We start from the raw sequence: 16,412 nt of genomic DNA on the forward strand, positions 1-16,412 counted from the left end.
TCCGGCTTCGCCGGCATCGACAACCCGCTGTTCTACGCCGACACCACCTCGATGCTGTTCGGCGACGCCAAGAAGTCCGTCGGTGCCGTCACCGAAGAGCTCAAGGCGCTATAGCAGCACCCCCGAAGCCCGCGCCACAACCGTCAGTGGCGCGCCGTGCCGCCACCGTGAAGACTTCCCTGACTCACGGTGGCGGCACACCCCAAGAACCCGCGCCACAGCCGTGCAATCCCCTCCGTGGCGTGCCTGCCGCCACCGCGGTTACCCCCGCGGTGGCGGCAGTTTCTGTTTCCTGTGCCGAGAGCAGGGTTGCAAAAGCGAAGTTGAAGATCCGATCGACTCGCGAAGCCATCGCCGAGTCGATGACCGCTGCTGGCGGACACAACCGTGGCCACGGGCGTGTCGGCGCTGACCTCGCATACTAGGGCGGAGCAACCGAATTCGGCGCGAATATGCGCCACGGCGATCAACGGTCAGCGCAACTCGCCCGGTGGATACCGCGAGGTCCGATCAGCGTCGACGACTCGCTGCCGCGATCTTCCGCGCCTGCCTTATCTGTTCGACGCTCAGCGCCGGCGGTTGAAGAGGCAGACCGCGGCCGCGATCCGATCGAATTCCGTTCAGCAGCAAGTTCAGGTATCGCCGCCAGTGGTCCGGGTCCACTGGTTGGGTGAAGACCGCCACGCCATGCACCATCGAGATGACACCGAAGATGTCACCTATCGCGATCTCCGGACGCACCAGCTTGTCGACCCGTGCACGTTCGATAATTTCGCCGAGCGGGCGGCTGATCATCGCCTCGTGCCGCTCGAAAACGGCTGCGCCTTCTCGCGATCCGGTCATGGCTGCCATGAAGGCTCGGTTCCCGGCGACGAGTTCGCAAGTCTGCTCCAGCATTTGAACCAAACCGCACCACGGATCACGTCGCTGGGCAGCCGATTCAGCGATCTCGCCGATCCACCCGAGGTACTGCTCGAGGATTTCGGTGATGAGAGCATGCTTGTTGCCGAAATGCCGATAAGCAGTGCCCACTCCTACTCCTGCGGCCTTGGCTACATCGTCGAGCGTCACGTGCTCGCCGTACTGTGCCAGCAGTTCGTCGGCCGCTTCGAGGATGCGCCGACGGTTGCGCGCGGCATCTGCCCGCATGGGGCGGGGACTGGACGTCCTTTTGCGGTCGATCATCGGCTCTCTGCGGTTGGCGAATCTCGGTCGCGGCACCGTAATCGGTCGCCACCTGTGCGGTCTCGGTGTGCCACTGCAGTTTCAGCCCGAACCCATCGAGAAATCAGGCACCGGCGCGCCCATCAATGCGTCGAAGTAAGCGCGGCGTGTTTGTCGAGCTCGACCTCTCCGCGGCCCCGATCGCTGATTGGCGCGACTGCACGGGCCATCACAATGAAGGCCAGAACGAGCAAGATCATCGCCAATCCGAAGGCGATGATCGAAGTGAGTATTCGGTGATCGAGACGACGCTTGCGAGATCCATCCGACCGCGCCTCGTTGCTGATCAACCCCTCCGATCCTGCGACCGTGAGGGTGTTGGAGATCTGGTCGGGACCGTAATCGCAGCCGTCGCCGTGCCAGAACGTCATGGAGTTCAGCACCGTGCCGACCGGAAATGCGTCACGATCGGCGATCCGGCCGATGTGAGCGGCTCGTGGATCGGCGTGGCGACGCAGGATCTCGAACAGCAACTCCTCTTCGGAACCTAGGTGGTGAGGGACAGCGCTTCGCCCGACTCGGGAGCGATGTCCGTTCCCGGTGCCACCGGTCGCGTGAACGCTCGTCTCGCGGAGTCCGATGGTTTCCGCCGCAGGGTGGCATACCCTCTCGGCCATCGGCTCCTTCATGGCCGGTCGATCCCGCCGGGCCGGCCACACCGAAATCGGCGCGGGAACTCGCGCGCGATCCCGCGGATCGACGCGTCGAGTTCGCCAAGACGCCGCGCGGCAACGACAGCCGTCGAACCGGCAAAGGCATATCCGATTTCGGTCCAGTTCATCGCCCCAGGCTCCATGTCGGCTCGTGATCCGCGACAGGCCTACACCGTCAATCCACCAGCAGTAGCACCCATTCGGCCACGCAGGCAGGCTTGGCGCCGCCTTCGATCTCGGCGGTCGCCGTGATCGTGACCTGGGTGCCCGCGGGCGTCGAAGCGGCGGCGGTCAGTTCGGCGCCCGCCCGCACCCGATCGCCAACTCCAACCACGGATGGGAAGCGAACCTTGTTGCAGCCGTAGTTGATTCCCATCTTCAGCCCGTCGATACGCCAGATTTGCTCGGTGAGCACCGGCAGCAGCGACAAGGTGAGAAAACCGTGCGCGATGGGCCCGCCGAAGGGTCCCTTCGCGGCCGCCTCCGGATCGACGTGGATCCACTGGTGATCACCGGTGGCGTCGGCGAACAGATCGACCTGCTTCTGGGTGACTTCGTACCAGCCGCTGTAGCCCAGGTGGCTGCCGACCGCCTGCTGGAACTCGGCGATTCCGTCGAAAATCTTCATCTTTCGCGTTCCCGTTCGTTCAGACGGCCGGACCGCCGGACACGTACAGTGTCTGGCCCGAAATGAATCCCGCTCCATCTCCCGCCAGGAAGGCCACCGCATTCGCGATATCCTCGGGTTTACCCGAGCGGCCGACCGCGATCCCCTTCACCACAGCCTCACGGAACTGCTCGAAGGGCATACCCATGCGCTCGGCCGTCGCCTGGGTCATCTCGGTTTCGATGAATCCGGGCGCGATCGCGTTCGCGGTGATACCGAACTTGCCGAGTTCGAGCGCGAGAGTCTTGGTGAACCCCTGCAGTCCGGCCTTCGCCGCGGAGTAGTTCGCCTGGCCTCGGTTACCCAGCGCCGACGTACTGGACAGGTTGACGATCCGGCCCCATTTGGCTTCGGTCATGTACTTCTGCGCGGCCCGGCTCATCAGGAAAGATCCGCGAAGGTGCACGTTCATGACCGTGTCCCAATCGTTCGCGGTCATCTTGAACAGCAGATTGTCGCGAATGACCCCGGCATTGTTCACCAGCACCAGCGGTGTGCCCAGTTCGTCGGCCACCCGAGTCACCGCCGATGCCACACTGCTTTCGTCCGAGACGTCGGCTCCGATGGCGAGTGCGGAACCGCCTGCCGCCTCGATATCGGAAACAACCGTCTTGCAGGCCGATTCGTCCAGATCGAGAACGGCGACGGCGAAACCCTCGCTGGCCAACCGCTTCGCGGTGGCCGCGCCGATGCCACGGGCGGCGCCGGTGACGATAGCTGCCCGGACGGTGTCAGTGCTCATGTGCATGTTCTCCTGAAGATGACTGTTCGGGTTCGTTTTCGCACCCATCAATTATAGTGAGTATACACTCCATTAAATTGGCTGTGTGAGCGCCATGCCCCTGGTTCGCCGATCCGATCGGCGACTCGGCAACGTGGTCGCGTGAGCCGCCCTAGCGCGCCAGACCGTCGATGACCATCGCCCGGAACTCCCGCGCGATTTCATCGATACTTTGGCCGCGTCCAGGCCGGTACCACTGCGGTAACGAATTCACCATGCCCAGTAGGCCATTGGCCACGATGCGATTGGCGCGGGTCAACGCGCCCGCGCGATAACCTTCCTCCAGCACGCCTTCCCAACAGTCCTGCACTTCTTGCCGCAGTACCTGCAGCTGCCGCATGTGCTCCGCGCTGAGCGCTTCCGCGTCTCGCAGCTGGATGAGCACTTCGCGCCGATGCCGGGCGATGATGGTGACATGAACGTCGATGAGCTTCCCAAGTTTCTCGACCGGATCGACGTCCATCGCCACTACGCGTTGCGCGCCGGCCAGCGCGATTTCGGTATAGCGGCGCAGGATCTCCCACAGGAGTTCTTCCTTGGACTTGATGTGGTAATACAGTGCGCCTGCCTGCAGGTCCGTCCGGTTCCCGATCTCCGCGACACTCGCGGCGTGATAGCCCACCGTGGAGAAGAGCTCGATCGCCACGTCGAGAATCCGTTCGCGTGTCGCCTCGGTATTGCTGGCAACACTCCCCCGCGGCCGGCCCGGACGTCGCGGACCACTGCTAGTCGACTGATCAGATGCACCCACGACGACACAGTCTAGGGTCAGTCCCCGAGAATCTTTGCCCTCCGCGCGGCCCGCGGCCCCGCGCGATCAGAATCGAGGCCGCTGCTACCGCGGCATGACAAGACCGCGGTGTCGCGGCTACGACGCTGCGGCGTGGGTACGTGTCGAGGCGAATTCGGGTGCTGCCGACCATAGATACTGGCCGACGCGGCGCCGACGCGCCCGTAAGCCTCGAATGGCGGACACGAACAGGATCAGCACGGTCGGCTGCTTTATCGCTCGGTGTCTTCCGAAAGCCTGGTGTCGGCAGGTTGCTCGCCGAGTGCGTACGACACGGCTTCGTCCATGCTCATTTCCTGACCGCGCCGGAAGGCCGAATCGAATCGATGTGCCCCGAGGGCAGATCGCGCCAGCCGTTCACATTCGTCGTGATACCGCGGCATTGGGACGATGCTCGCGAGGTTACCCACCGACCGCCATAGTCCTTGTGCGGCACCCAGCAGAACCGCCGCGCGCTCGGCGCCACCGCCGTCGACGACCATCCAAGCAAGCGCCTCGAGGCTCATCGCCGCATTGACCGGGCTTCCCGTTCGCCGGTTCAGACGCAGCGCGTTCTCGACCAGCTCGATCGCCCGGGGCCGCTCACCTTGCTGCCAAGCGCCAACGCCTATGTCCCGTAATGCGGAAGACCGGAAGAGCGACTCGCCGCACGCCTCAGTGATGGAGAGGACTTGCTGGTGGTACTCCATCGCCCGTTGCATGTCGCCGGACATTTCGTGCACCCAACCGAGCACGGTCAGAGCAGCAACGTAAAGGTATCCTTGGCGATTGGAACTGAATCCCTCAGCGGCTCGTTCGAAACAGGCGGAAGCCTTGGCAAGCCCACCCCAGTAGAACTGCAAGGCGCCGTCGCAGTAAGCGATCAACGCCTGAGCCATCGGGGTGGGAGCCTGCTCAGCCAGCACGCGGGCCTGCTCCGCCAACGTATCGGCATCCTGCAGGTCACCCTGCATCGCCGCCAGGACACAGCCCGCATACAGTGCTTTGACGCGGTCGGGCACTGGTTGTCGCGCAGGGTGGTCGAGGACTCGCCGAATCCAGGATCGAGCCTCGCCGTACATGCCTCGGAAGTTCCAAAACATGAACAGCGCGGTGGTGGTCTGTAGCCCGGCTTCGGCCGCCTGCTCGCTGTCGTCGGCCAAGCAGTATTCGAGCGTGTCGCGCAGGTTCGGTTGCTCGCGTTCGAGTCTGGCAAGCCAGTAGGGCTGCCGGTCGCTGATCCATCCGGCTTCCGCGTCCAGCGCCAACCGGTGATACCAGTCGCGGTGCCGGTGACGCATATCGGCGAATTCGCCGACCTCCCGCAGCTTCTGCCTGCCGTATTCCCGCACCGTCTCCAGCATCCGGAACCGCACCACACCCTTGGCCTCGTCCCGAATCAAGATCGACTTGTCCACCAGGGAGGACAACACATCCAACGGGTCCTCCGGTGCCAGATCAGCGCCGCAGACATCTTCGGCGGCGTCGAGTTCGAAGCCGCCCGCGAACACCGACAACCGGGCCCACAGCCGCTGCTCGGCCGGGCCGCACAAGTGGTAGCTCCAGTCGATACACCACTGGAGCGTCTGCTGCCGCGCGGGCGCGGTGCGGCTGGCACGGGTCAGGAGCGCATAACGGTCGTCGAGTCGCCGCAGAATTTGCTCGGGCGACATCGTGCGCATCCGCGCCGCGGCCAACTCGATCGCGAGTGGCAATCCATCCAGCCGGGCGCAGATCCTGGCGATGGCGGCCTTGTTGTCCTCCGAGACTTCGAACCCAGGCACGACCGCGGTCGCTCGGTCCGCGAACAACGTCACCGCGTCGTCGCTCGGCAGTCCGCGCGGCGACAGCTCCGCATCCGGCACCGTCAGCGGCGGCACCCGCAGCACCGTTTCCCCCGCGATATCCAGTGGTTCACGGCTGGTGATCAGGACCCGCAGCCCAGCACAATCCCGCAACCAAGTTTCGACCAGACCCGCGACCGCCGCCACCACCTGCTCACAGTTGTCCAACACCAGCAACGACTCCCGGTCGGACAGGAACTCCGCGACCACCTCCGACAGCGGCCGCGTCGACTCGTCGCGCAACCCGACCGCCGCCGCCACCACCGCGATCAGCAGCGAAGGGTCGGACACGTCGGCCAGCTCGACCAACCACACCCCATCGGCGAACTCCCCGCGCACCTCGAACGCGGCACGCAGCGCCAGGCGCGTCTTGCCGACCCCGCCGATCCCCGTCAGCGTGACAAGCCGGGTCGAGGCCAGCAGATTCCTCAGCTCCGTCAACTCAGCGCGGCGGCCAACGAAACTGGTCAACTCGAGCGGCAGAGTATTACCGCTGCGGCGACCCGCGAACGGCGCGGCAGGCGCACGCCAGCCCCGCGCCTGCGGCTTCCCATCTGGGCGCAGCGGGCCCGGTTCGGCCTGTATGGCCATCTCATCGACCGTGAACCCATGCCTGCGCTGCGCCTGTCGGATCATCTCTCCCAGCGCCGTCGCCGACGGCCGATCGCGCGGATCGCGGCTCATCGCCGCGGCCACCAGCGCCGAGACGTCCTCGGCTATACCGCTCTCACGCAGGTCCGGCGTCGGCTGTGTGGTGATCCGCAGGAACTGGGTCACCACATTCTCCCCGCTTCGCCGCTCGAACGCCGCATGCCCGGTCAACGCGCAAAACAGGGTGGCGCCCAGCCCGTAGACATCCGCAGCCGGGCCTGGAGTATCACCCTCGAGCACCTCCGGAGCGGTGAACGCAGGCGACCCGGTCAAAGTGCCCGCTTCGGTTTGGAATCCCCCAGCGATGCGCGCGATACCGAAATCCGTCAACGCCGGCTCGCCGTAATCGGTCAGCAGAATGTTTCCCGGCTTGACATCCCGGTGCACGATATCGACGCGATGCGCGCTCTCCAGAGCCCCAGCGATCTTGACCCCGATCCACAACACCGCCTCCACCGGCAGCGGACCCTCCCCACGGATCCGGGCGTCCAGGGAGTCCAACGGGTGATACGGCATCACCAGAAACGGACGCCCGCTCGCGGTGGTACCCGCCTGGAGCATGATGACGATATTCGGATGCCCGGTCAGCCGCCCCATCGCCTGCTGCTCCCGGAAAAACCGCGCCCGATTCTCGGAATCCAGCTCCGCGGTGAGGATCTTCACCGCCACCGTCCGGTCCAGCTCCACCTGCGTGCACCGATATACGACACCGAAACCACCCCGGCCGATCTCCTCGGCATCGGCGAACCCGGCCGCGCGCAGCTCCTCCGCGACCGGCTCGGACACCTCACGCGCCGTCCGGAATGGGTCATCCTCGGCCATCAGCAGCACACCATCCGACACCGCGTCCCCACCGGGAGCACGCGTCAACACTCGGTTAACGACCAGCGTATCCCACTGAGCATCGGCGATTGAGCTGTTCGGAAGACGCATCGAGTCACCGATAGCCGAGCCGATAGCCGATCAGAATGTTGCTACCTGAACGTTCGTTTGCCACAATCACACCGCCAGATGCTCTCGATTCGGCATTGAAGAACCAGTTCGTAGCCCGCTTGTCCCATCGCACAGCCTGCTACTACGAACGAATGTTCAGCGTCTCCGGTAGCCTCAGCTCGACCGGATGCAACGGGAAAGAGGATTCATGAGCCGACTCGGCCTGACGATTCCGTTCGGCGATACACCGCTCGCACGGCAACGTGAGCACCTCGACGGCATCGAAGCGAGCGGCTTCACCGATCTGTGGTCGGCGGAGGCATCGGGCGCCGACGCGTTCACCCCGCTGGCGGCCGCCGCGGTCAGCCATCCCTCGTTCCGGCTCGGCACGGCGATCGTTCCCGCGTACACCCGCAGTCCCGCGCTGATGGCGATGTCGGCCGCGGCCTTGGCCGACGTCGCGGAGGGCGAGGTGGTACTGGGCATCGGCACCAGTTCCGATGTGATCGTGGAGAAGTGGAACGGTCTGAGTTTTCGCGCGCCCTATCAGCGGGTGCGCGATGTAGCGACCTTCGTACGCCGGGCCCTGTCCGGCGAACGGGTCGACATGGCGTGTGCCAGCTTCAGCATCAACGGGTTTCGGCTCGACCGGGCCCCACAGCGGCAACCCAAGATCATGATCGCCGCGTTGCGGCCGGGCATGCTTCGCCTGGCGGGGACCGTCGGTGATGGAGCGATCGTCAACTGGCTGTCTCCCACCGACGTCCACCGGGTGACGCCCTATGTTCTCGAGGCCAATCCGCAAGCCGACATCGTGGCGCGGTTGCTCGTCGTTCCCAGCCGAGACCTGACCGCGGTGCGCGAGACCGCCCGGCGGGCGATCGCGGCCTACTTGAATGTGCCGGTTTACGCGGAATTTCACCGCTGGCTCGGCCGGGGCGAACAGTTGGAGCCGATGTGGCGGGCATGGCGGGCCGGTGACCGCTCGGCCGCGCTGGCCGCGATACCCGACGAGCTCGTAGACGAGCTGTTCCTATATGGCACGCCCGATCAAATCAGCACTCGCATCAGAGATTACGCCGACGCAGGCGTCACCACGCCAGTCCTCGCGATCATGCAGGCCGCCGGAGAAGCGCCTCCCTCCGCCGCATCAATAGCGGAAATCGGACGCGCCTACACCGGCGATCGCTGATCGGCTACGACGTATCAAATGCGCTCGATGAGCGTGGCGTTGGCCATGCCGCCGCCTTCGCACATCGTCTGCAGTCCGTATCGGCCGCCGGTCTGCTCGAGGTGATTGAGCATTGTCGCGAGCAGTTTGGTCCCGGATCCGCCGAGCGGATGTCCGAGCGCGATCGCCCCGCCCCGCGGATTGACCTTCGCCAGGTCCGCTCCGACCTCACGCGCCCACGCCAGGGGAACCGGAGCAAAGGCTTCGTTGACCTCGAACACGTCGATCTCATCGATGCCGAGCCCGGTCCGCTGCAAAATTCGCTGTGTCGCCGGGATGGGACCGGTCAGCATCAACAGCGGGTCGCTGCCGACCACGGCGAAGGAGTGGAAACGCGCACGTGGGCGCAGACCCAGCCGTTCGGCGCGCTCACGACTCATGATGAGCACAGCGGATGCCCCGTCCGTCAACGGCGAGGAGTTCCCCGGTGTGATCGACCATTCGATCTCGGGGAAGCGCTGCGCGAACTGCGGTGTGTAGAACGACGGGTTCAGACCGGCGAGGCCCTCGACAGTGGTGTTCGGCCGGACCGTCTCGTCCAGGTCGTGAATCACTGAGTCTCCGTCGGAGCCGGGCACGGCCACCGGGATGATCTCCGCGTCGAACGCGCCGGCGGCCTGCGCCTCGGCCGCCCGTCGATGCGAGGCCGCGGCATACTCGTCGAGCTCGCTTCGCGACAGCTTCCAACGGCTCGCGATGAGCTCCGCACCGACGCCCTGATTCGCCATGCCATCCGAATACCGTTGCGACAGTGGGGCGAAAGGATCGCCGCCGACCGCGGAGGCCCCCATCGGCACTCTGCTCATCGACTCCACGCCACAGGCGATGACAATGTCGTTCACTCCCGCCATGATCGACTGGGCGGCGAAATGCGCGGCTTGCTGGCTCGAACCACATTGCCTGTCGATCGTGGTGGCCGGGACGGCCTCGGGGAACCCCGCCGTCAACAGGGCGGTACGCGCGACGTTGTAACTCTGATCCCCCACCTGCGAAACGCAGCCGGCGAAGACGTCGTCGACGAGAGCCGGATCGAGCTGGTTGCGATCCGCCAGTGTTCGCAGTGTGCTGCCGAGCAACTCGGCGGGATGTAGGGCAGAGAGCGCTCCGCCCGGCTTGCCGCGTCCGACAGCGGTTCGAACGGCGTCGACGATGACGGCTTCTGACATAGGAAATCTCCGATCAATTGTTCAACTCACGCGCTTCGTAGTCGAAGCGTCTGTTCTCAAACTGCCGTCAAATAAGCGCCTCTCGCGCAGCGGCGGCCAGCTCGCGAGGTCGGGCGGAGAGCACGTCGAGCGGGGTCGTCGGGCGCCCCATCATTCCCGCCGCGTAGCGCTGGTATACGCCCTCGCTGATGCACGCGAGCCGCCACAGCGCGAACGCGATGTAGTACGGGATGTCGGACGTGTCGTGGCCGGTCAGTCGCTGGTAGTCGGCGGCGAGCTCCGAGGCGGTGGGGAATCCGTCGGCGCGGTCCGGCGACCAGCCGTCGTCGGTGTCGAGGATCCACCAGGCGGCAAGCCACCCGAGGTCGGCGAGCGGATCGCCGACCGTCCAGAGCTCCCAGTCGAGGACCGCCGCGATCTTCCCTTCCGCTGTCACCAGCATGTTGCCCAAGCGGAAGTCGCCGTGGGTCAGCCCTGTCCATCTCTGCGGTGGCCTGCGCTCGCTGAGGATCTTGTGGACATCGACGATCTCTCTAGTGCGTGGGCCGCCCGCACCGTCGATCTGGCGCAGCCACAGTCCGAGTTGCTTGGTGACGTAAGAGTCGGTCTGCGTACCGGGCCGCCGACCGACAACGCCGGGATCGATCTGATGCAGTCGCACCAGCGTCGCGACGATGTCGTCGGAAAGGCTGCGCCGCGCGTGCGGGGTGAGGGCCGCCGCGTTCTCCGCGCTGTCGATCACGATCCCCTCGACGTGGTCCATGACGTAGAATTCGGCCCCGGTCACCCCCGGATCAGCGCAGAACGCGGCCGTCGGCGGCACCGGAACGGCGCTCGTTTGCAGGGCTGTGAGAATGCGCCACTCGCGTTCCATGCTGTGCGCACCGGGACGCAGCGGTCCGGCGGGCGGGCGGCGCAGCACCCACGATCGGCCGCGCTGATCGGCGACCCGATACGTGAGGTTCGAATATCCGCCCGCCAGCACGTGGAACGACAGCGGTGGCCTCGCGTCCGGCACCGCGGCACCGAACCACCGCTCGACGGCTTGCGGATCCAGGCCGACCGCCTCGGGGACGGCCGACCGCGAAGGGTGCGCACTCATGCGCTGGCCAGCTCGGACCGGGCGATCGACCGGAGGTGCACCTCGTCGGGTCCATCCGCGATTCGCATGGCACGCGCCGTCGCCCAGAGCAGCGCCAGCGGAGTGTCACCGCTCACCCCGGCGCCGCCGTAGAGTTGCACGGCGTCGTCCAGGATGCGGCACACCCCACGCGGGACGGCCACCTTGATCGCCGAGATCTCCGTGCGGGCCGCGCTCGCTCCGCGCCGGTCGATCAACCACGCCGTCTTCAAGACCAGCAGCCGCAGCTGTTCGACGGTGATGCGCGCGTTGGCGATCCACTCGCCGACCACACCCTGGCTCGCGAGGGGCCGGCCGAATGTGACCCGCTCCCCCGCCCGCTCCTTCATCAGAGAGATTCCACGCTCGGCCATGCCGATCGCCCGCATGCAGTGGTGGATACGCCCCGGCCCGAGTCGTGCCTGCGCCATGGCGAATCCGGCTCCCGGCTCGCCGATCAGGTTCTCGACGGGGACCCGTACGTCGGCGAAGCGGACTTCTCCGTGACCGTTCTGGTCGGTGTATCCGTAGTAGCTGAGATCGCGGACCACCGTCACCCCGGGAGCATCGGCGGGAACGATCACGAACGAGTGCCGCTTCGACCGATCGGCCTCGGGGTCACTGACGCCCATCACGATGTAGAACGCGGTGCGCGGGTCCAGCGCCCCGGTGGTCCACCACTTGCGTCCGTTGACGACGACCTCGTCGCCCTCGATCCGTACGCTGGTACCGATATTGCTCGCGTCGCTGCTCGCGACATCCGGCTCGGTCATGGCGAAGGCGCTGCGGATTTCGCCTCGCAGCAGCGGATCCAGCCAGCGCTCACGCTGGGCATCGGTCGCGAAGAGGTCGAGCAGCTCCATGTTGCCGGTGTCCGGCGCCGAGCAGTTCATCGCCTCGGGGGCGAGCTGCGGATACCAGCCCGCGCGCTCGGCGAGCGGCGCGTAGTCGAGCACCGACAGCCCGTGCGCGGGATCGGTCGAATGGGGGAGGAACAGATTCCACAGCCCTCGCGCGCGCGCCTCGGCCTTGAGCTCCTCGAGGACGCCGGGCACCGCGTGCGGGGTTCCCGCGGCGGCGAGTTCGCGCCGCTGCTGTTCGAAACGCGCCTCCGCGGGGGCGACCCGGCCGTCGATGAAGGCATCGACGCGCTCGAGATAGCCCCGCGCGCGCTCGCTCGGTTCAAAATTCATTCAGAATCCTTCCTTGATCCTGTCAAGCCTGTGCTCGGTCAGCTCGCGATTGCGACAACGTGCTCCGCCTCCTCGCGATCGCACCGATCGACTACTGGGTCTCGGGGATGGTGACGACCATCCCGTCCAGAGCAGCCTCGAACCGAACCTGACAAGAAAGCCTGCTCGACTCCGTCGGCTCCTCCGCTGCCACCTCGAGCATGTCCACCTCCTCGTCCGACCGTCCCGGCAACAACCCAGCCCACTGCCCACCGATGAACACATGACAAGTCGCACAAGACAACTCACCCCCGCACTCGGCCACGATGCCAGGCACCAGATTCGCTCGCGCCACCTGCATCACCGACTGCCCGTCGACCGCCTCGACCTCCTGCTTCGACCCGTCCGGCTGGACGAAAACCACACGACCCATTACCTGTTCCTCACGATTCCTTGTTGATTCACGGCAGCGACCTGGAGAGACCAGCCGCCTCCGTCAGCGACTAACGCCCACCGGCGACCGGGCAAGCGCTCACATCGCCCGAGCCGTCATGGAGGTGATCTTCCGTGGCGTCGACGACGGGAAGCTGCTGGATGTCGATCATCAGATTGCGTGCGTGTTCCATCGCGAACGCTCGGCTGTGGGAATTGGTGGCGATGACCCTGGTCCCCGCCAGCAGACCGTCGAAGGCCCGCGTGGCGACCTCCTCGGGCTCTTGCGCATACGGCATGATTGCCGCCGCTGATTCAGGATTCGCCTCGATCAAGCCTCGTACGTTCTCGGTGAGGGTCCAGCCCGGAGCCAGCATCGACACGCCGATCCCCGCCGGACCCAGATCGCGGTGCGCGGTCATCGTCAACCCGAGGACGGCGTACTTGCTCACCGTGTAGATGCTGATCGGCTCGACGAACGGCGGCACCCCCAGTGAATGCTCCGATCCCGTGTTCAGCAGATAGGCGGGGCGGCCCACCGCGGCAGACTCCAGGAGCGCCGGAGCGAAGACATGGATCACGTGATAGGCGCCCTCCACGTTGACCCCCAGAACGCGGCTCGCGTCCTCCGGCCGCACGTCCTGCAACATGCCGAACGCCGCTGTGCCCGCGTTGTTGCACACGACATCGACGCCACCGAAACGCTCGATGGTCTCGGCCGCTGCCCGCCGGACGTCGGCCACATCGGCCACATTCGCGATCGTCGACTCCACGGTGGCGCCCTCACGACGCAGCGTCGCGACCGTCTCGCTTGCGTCGTCGACATCCACGATCATCACCCGGGCGCCACGTTGCACCGCCTCGCGGACGAGCGCCAGTCCGATTCCCGTGGCACCGCCGGTGACCACGACGACCGCATCGTTGAGATCAGTCACGCCTTGCCTCTCTTTCCGACGGGCCACCCTGCGCCCGAATCACTTTGTATGACGGTATCCCGTACACGGTAATCTCGTCAACCATAGGTCTGGACCGCTCCTCTTACCGTGGCGGTCAGCTCGGTGAGGGCTCGCAGGACGCCGAAAGACCTGACGACCCGCGTCACTGGGGCCGATGCGCGCTGACTTCGACGGCGGCTGTCAGACGCCTGTGACGCAGCGGGCGAGGCCTCACGGATCGCGGCCATGGCGACGTTCGCACAGCCCAACCCGCGGAGCGGTTCGGCCAGCGATTCCCGCACGCATCAGACGCTTGCACCCACCTCGTCATCGAACGATGTTTCAACGCATTCAAAGACTGTCCGCGGCGCACCGCGCCCCACATTCGAACGACCGTTCAAATCGCTTAGGGTGACAGCATGGTCAACGCCGAGAAGTCACGCTCCGGCTCCGGGCTGCCTTCCACCACCCTCACGCTGCCGGACGATGAGCCGACCGCCGCCGCGCTGATCACCGCTGCCGTCGAGGTGATGGGGACGCACGGCTACCACGGCACCTCCGTGCGGGACATCGCCGCCGCCGCCGGCACCAGCCCGGCGATCCTCTACCACCATTTCGGCTCGAAGCAGGTGCTGCTCGCAACCCTGCTCGACCGGGGGCTAGACATGCTCATCGCGGCGACCGAACAGGCGCTCGACCTCGCCGGAGACGATCCAGCCGACCGGCTCAGGGCGATTGTCGAGGCACACGTGCGGGTGCACTTGGAGGCGCAGCGGGAAAGCTTCTTGGGCAACAGCGAGCTACGTGCGCTAGAGCCGGGGTGGCGACGGGTCGTGCTGGCCAAGCGGGACGTTCAGCAGCGAATCTTCGATCGGGTCGTGCGAGACGGCGTGCGCCGCGGGGTTTTCGCCGCCCCGCACGCCGAGGACGCCGCCCGGTTCGTCACCGCTGCATGCACCGCCGTCGCTGCCTGGTATCGACCGGGCGGGCCACTCGGCCCGGACGAGATCATCCGACGACACCAGGAGATCGCGCTCGACGCCGTGCGTTATCGCCGATGAGCCCGGCGCAGGCCCCTTGCCGCTGAGCAGAATCTCGAGTGTCGAGCACGGCGGCCGGGCGGCCGCGACCTCCGCGATCTGGGCGTTCACGAAGGCCGTCGCGTCGGCGCGAGCCGGAGGGGCACAACGAGAGAACGTCACGCACTCCGGGCAGGCGCGAGATAGCGCGGATTCGCGACGACCACCTGCGCAGTGATCGAACTCCGCACGACCGCGATGATATCGGGGTCGTCGTCCGGCACCGTGCCGCTACGAATGCGAGCGGCCAACTCGCCGTCGTCCGCACAGCCAATGGCAGCCAGCCGGGCGCGGTGCGCGGCCCGCTCCTCCCGCCCGAGCCGCATCTCCCGGCGGACGATGGTGAGCGCGTTCGCGGCGACCTTGGCGAGATAGGCGCTGCGCGGGTCCTCGGTCGTCAACTCCTCCCGTAGGAACCCGGTGACGGCGCTCAACAGTTCGTCGACGGTCGGGCGGGCGTACACATCGGGTTGCTCGACGGGAGCGGGCTCGCGGAGAGGGTCCGCGATCATCTCGGCACCGGTGAGGCCGAGGGCGAGAAGGGCGTCGTGCTCGGCCTCCGCGATCCGCCTGCCCAGGACGGCCAACTCCACGGACTGCTCGGTCCCGCCGAGGTGTCGTTCGGCCTGCGTTCGACAGAGCACAGCCCAACGGGCGCAGGCATAGGCCTCCCACCATCGCACCGCTTCCGGATCGGGGTAGGTCCCCGTGGCCTGTCCATAGCTCGCGAGCAGGTCCTCGAAGGACCCGAAGCCGCCGACCTCTGGTCTTTCGCCGAACCTCCAGGCACGCGCACACAACCAACCGAGGTCCTCGCGCGGATCGCCGATATGGGCAAGCTCCCAGTCGAGCACGGCCCGCACCCCACCGTCGTCGATGAGCAGGTTGCCGTTGCGGAAGTCGCCGTGCACCAGAGTGGGCGGGACCGGCTCCGGACGCGTCCGTTCCAACCGGCGGAAGATCAGTTCCATCGCAGGCCGGTCCTCGCCGAAGACCGCGTGGCTCTCACGCAGACGGGTGAGCGGGTCACCATCCTCCTCGAGCCGGGGCACCTCCGCTGGAGCGATCGCGTGGATGCGTCCGAGAATCTCGCCGAACTGGTGGACCAGCTTCGGCCGGACCGTGGCCCAGCGGTCCTCCCTGAGCAGCCGGTGCGGAAGGGTCTCGCCGTCGAGCCGTTCCATGAGCAGGTACGGGCTGCCCACACCGTCCGTACCGTCGCCATGGGCCACCAAGGCCGGGACGGGTACGCCCGCACTCGCGCACGCGCGGAAGCAGTCGGCCTCTCGCGCCATCCCCTCGGCGTCGGGAGCCTCGGGCGGGTCGCGGCGCAGTATCAGCCCGCGGCCCTCGGCATCCATCGCCCACGTCTCGCGGCTGGCCCCGGCCGAAAGCCGGCGCAGACCAGTGATCTGGGCGCCGACCACACGCTCGAGCGAGTCGGCCAGAGTGTTCGCGCCCGCCGTCATCGAGGGCACCTCGAATTCTCGAGCCACGAATCCGTGAGCGCTGCCCGCCCGACGAATCCGATGGACGTCGAGTCGGCCGTCCGTCCCTCTACTTCGAATCCAACCATGAACACACCATAGCTTCCTTGACCAATTGTTCAACCGCTGATTGACACTCCAGGTAAGGAGTCATACATTGAGTTGAACGATCGTTCCATTGAGTGGATCGACGACCAGCATGCGCGACACAGCGCCACACGGCCTGCATCGGGTACGCGCCGCGGATCACCAAGCCGGGAGCCGCGCA

16 protein-coding genes are annotated in these 16,412 nt (G+C 66.3%); 3 read left to right on the forward strand and 13 right to left on the reverse strand.

The genetic code is table 11. The features are described 5' to 3' along the window. Positions 1-114 (forward strand): NAD(P)(+) transhydrogenase (Re/Si-specific) subunit beta (locus tag AB0H49_RS20350; RefSeq protein WP_357253831.1); only part of this gene is annotated, 114 nt, incomplete at its 5' end. Between the two features lie 396 nt (positions 115-510). Here AB0H49_RS20350 and AB0H49_RS20355 read toward each other — a convergent pair. The 7 genes from AB0H49_RS20355 to AB0H49_RS20385 all read right to left on the reverse strand — a co-directional run bounded on the left by AB0H49_RS20355 (position 511) and on the right by AB0H49_RS20385 (position 7,522). Beyond that, positions 511-1,185, reverse strand: coding sequence for a TetR/AcrR family transcriptional regulator (locus tag AB0H49_RS20355; RefSeq protein WP_357253494.1), 675 nt, complete (start codon positions 1,183-1,185; stop codon positions 511-513). Between the two features lie 122 nt (positions 1,186-1,307). Then, positions 1,308-1,697, reverse strand: coding sequence for a hypothetical protein (locus AB0H49_RS20360; protein WP_357253496.1), 390 nt, complete (start codon positions 1,695-1,697; stop codon positions 1,308-1,310). Positions 1,698-1,849: 152 nt separating this feature from the next. Next, entirely contained in the window at positions 1,850-2,005 is a 156-nt protein-coding gene (locus AB0H49_RS20365; RefSeq protein ID WP_357253498.1) for a hypothetical protein, read from the reverse strand. Between the two features lie 47 nt (positions 2,006-2,052). Next, on the reverse strand, positions 2,053-2,505 hold the full coding sequence (locus tag AB0H49_RS20370) for a MaoC family dehydratase (RefSeq protein ID WP_357253500.1): 453 nt from the start codon (positions 2,503-2,505) through the stop codon (positions 2,053-2,055). Between the two features lie 19 nt (positions 2,506-2,524). Beyond that, the gene (gene fabG / locus AB0H49_RS20375; RefSeq protein WP_357253502.1) at positions 2,525-3,286 is read right to left on the reverse strand and encodes a 3-oxoacyl-ACP reductase FabG; all 762 of its coding nucleotides are present in this window, start codon (positions 3,284-3,286) and stop codon (positions 2,525-2,527) included. Positions 3,287-3,437: 151 nt separating this feature from the next. Then, entirely contained in the window at positions 3,438-3,971 is a 534-nt protein-coding gene (locus tag AB0H49_RS20380; RefSeq protein ID WP_357253504.1) for a TetR/AcrR family transcriptional regulator, read from the reverse strand. 356 nt (positions 3,972-4,327) lie between these two features. Beyond that, a complete protein-coding gene (locus AB0H49_RS20385; protein ID WP_357253506.1) occupies positions 4,328-7,522 on the reverse strand; it encodes a protein kinase in 3,195 nt (1,064 codons plus the stop codon). Between the two features lie 208 nt (positions 7,523-7,730). Between AB0H49_RS20385 and AB0H49_RS20390 the strand changes: the two genes are divergently transcribed. Then, entirely contained in the window at positions 7,731-8,714 is a 984-nt protein-coding gene (locus tag AB0H49_RS20390; protein ID WP_357253507.1) for an LLM class F420-dependent oxidoreductase, read from the forward strand. A 14-nt stretch (positions 8,715-8,728) separates the two neighbouring features. On the opposite strand, the gene AB0H49_RS20395 is transcribed toward AB0H49_RS20390, so the two are convergent. The 5 genes from AB0H49_RS20395 to AB0H49_RS20415 all read right to left on the reverse strand — a co-directional run bounded on the left by AB0H49_RS20395 (position 8,729) and on the right by AB0H49_RS20415 (position 13,578). Next, positions 8,729-9,919 (reverse strand): thiolase family protein, encoded by a 1,191-nt coding sequence (locus AB0H49_RS20395; RefSeq protein WP_357253509.1) that lies wholly within the window; start codon positions 9,917-9,919, stop codon positions 8,729-8,731. A gap of 67 nt (positions 9,920-9,986) precedes the next feature. Next, complete coding sequence (locus tag AB0H49_RS20400; RefSeq protein WP_357253511.1) at positions 9,987-11,021, reverse strand: phosphotransferase family protein; 1,035 nt, start codon at positions 11,019-11,021, stop codon at positions 9,987-9,989. Further along, a complete protein-coding gene (locus AB0H49_RS20405) occupies positions 11,018-12,232 on the reverse strand; it encodes an acyl-CoA dehydrogenase family protein (RefSeq protein WP_357253513.1) in 1,215 nt (404 codons plus the stop codon). The genes AB0H49_RS20400 and AB0H49_RS20405 overlap by 4 nt, the downstream gene beginning before the upstream one ends. A 91-nt stretch (positions 12,233-12,323) precedes the next feature. Then, the gene (locus tag AB0H49_RS20410) at positions 12,324-12,644 is read right to left on the reverse strand and encodes a 2Fe-2S iron-sulfur cluster-binding protein (protein WP_357253515.1); all 321 of its coding nucleotides are present in this window, start codon (positions 12,642-12,644) and stop codon (positions 12,324-12,326) included. Positions 12,645-12,714: 70 nt separating this feature from the next. Next, positions 12,715-13,578: an SDR family oxidoreductase gene (locus AB0H49_RS20415; protein WP_357253517.1), complete on the reverse strand. Its 864-nt coding sequence runs from the start codon at positions 13,576-13,578 to the stop codon at positions 12,715-12,717. A gap of 419 nt (positions 13,579-13,997) precedes the next feature. Here AB0H49_RS20415 and AB0H49_RS20420 point away from each other — a divergent pair, with 419 nt between their 5' ends. Continuing rightward, a complete protein-coding gene (locus AB0H49_RS20420; protein ID WP_357253519.1) occupies positions 13,998-14,639 on the forward strand; it encodes a TetR family transcriptional regulator in 642 nt (213 codons plus the stop codon). A gap of 137 nt (positions 14,640-14,776) precedes the next feature. On the opposite strand, the gene AB0H49_RS20425 is transcribed toward AB0H49_RS20420, so the two are convergent. Further along, positions 14,777-16,126 carry a phosphotransferase family protein gene (locus tag AB0H49_RS20425; protein WP_357253521.1) on the reverse strand — a complete coding sequence of 450 codons (1,350 nt, stop codon included), beginning with the start codon at positions 16,124-16,126 and terminating at the stop codon, positions 14,777-14,779. Between the last annotated feature and the right edge of the window lie 286 nt (positions 16,127-16,412).

Origin of the sequence: Nocardia sp. NPDC050713, from assembly GCF_040654315.1 — a bacterium.
In the GTDB taxonomy this organism is placed as follows: domain Bacteria; phylum Actinomycetota; class Actinomycetes; order Mycobacteriales; family Mycobacteriaceae; genus Nocardia.

Coding starts and splice junctions, on each gene's coding strand:
- AB0H49_RS20395 (WP_357253509.1), bottom strand. CDS start 9,919: ATGTCAGAAGCCGTCATCGTCGACGCCGTTCGAACCGCTGTCGGACGC.
- AB0H49_RS20405 (WP_357253513.1), bottom strand. CDS start 12,232: ATGAATTTTGAACCGAGCGAGCGCGCGCGGGGCTATCTCGAGCGCGTC.
- fabG (WP_357253502.1), bottom strand. CDS start 3,286: ATGAGCACTGACACCGTCCGGGCAGCTATCGTCACCGGCGCCGCCCGT.
- AB0H49_RS20370 (WP_357253500.1), bottom strand. CDS start 2,505: ATGAAGATTTTCGACGGAATCGCCGAGTTCCAGCAGGCGGTCGGCAGC.
- AB0H49_RS20400 (WP_357253511.1), bottom strand. CDS start 11,021: ATGAGTGCGCACCCTTCGCGGTCGGCCGTCCCCGAGGCGGTCGGCCTG.
- AB0H49_RS20355 (WP_357253494.1), bottom strand. CDS start 1,185: ATGATCGACCGCAAAAGGACGTCCAGTCCCCGCCCCATGCGGGCAGAT.
- AB0H49_RS20390 (WP_357253507.1), top strand. CDS start 7,731: ATGAGCCGACTCGGCCTGACGATTCCGTTCGGCGATACACCGCTCGCA.
- AB0H49_RS20385 (WP_357253506.1), bottom strand. CDS start 7,522: ATGCGTCTTCCGAACAGCTCAATCGCCGATGCTCAGTGGGATACGCTG.
- AB0H49_RS20425 (WP_357253521.1), bottom strand. CDS start 16,126: ATGACGGCGGGCGCGAACACTCTGGCCGACTCGCTCGAGCGTGTGGTC.
- AB0H49_RS20410 (WP_357253515.1), bottom strand. CDS start 12,644: ATGGGTCGTGTGGTTTTCGTCCAGCCGGACGGGTCGAAGCAGGAGGTC.
- AB0H49_RS20365 (WP_357253498.1), bottom strand. CDS start 2,005: ATGAACTGGACCGAAATCGGATATGCCTTTGCCGGTTCGACGGCTGTC.
- AB0H49_RS20420 (WP_357253519.1), top strand. CDS start 13,998: ATGGTCAACGCCGAGAAGTCACGCTCCGGCTCCGGGCTGCCTTCCACC.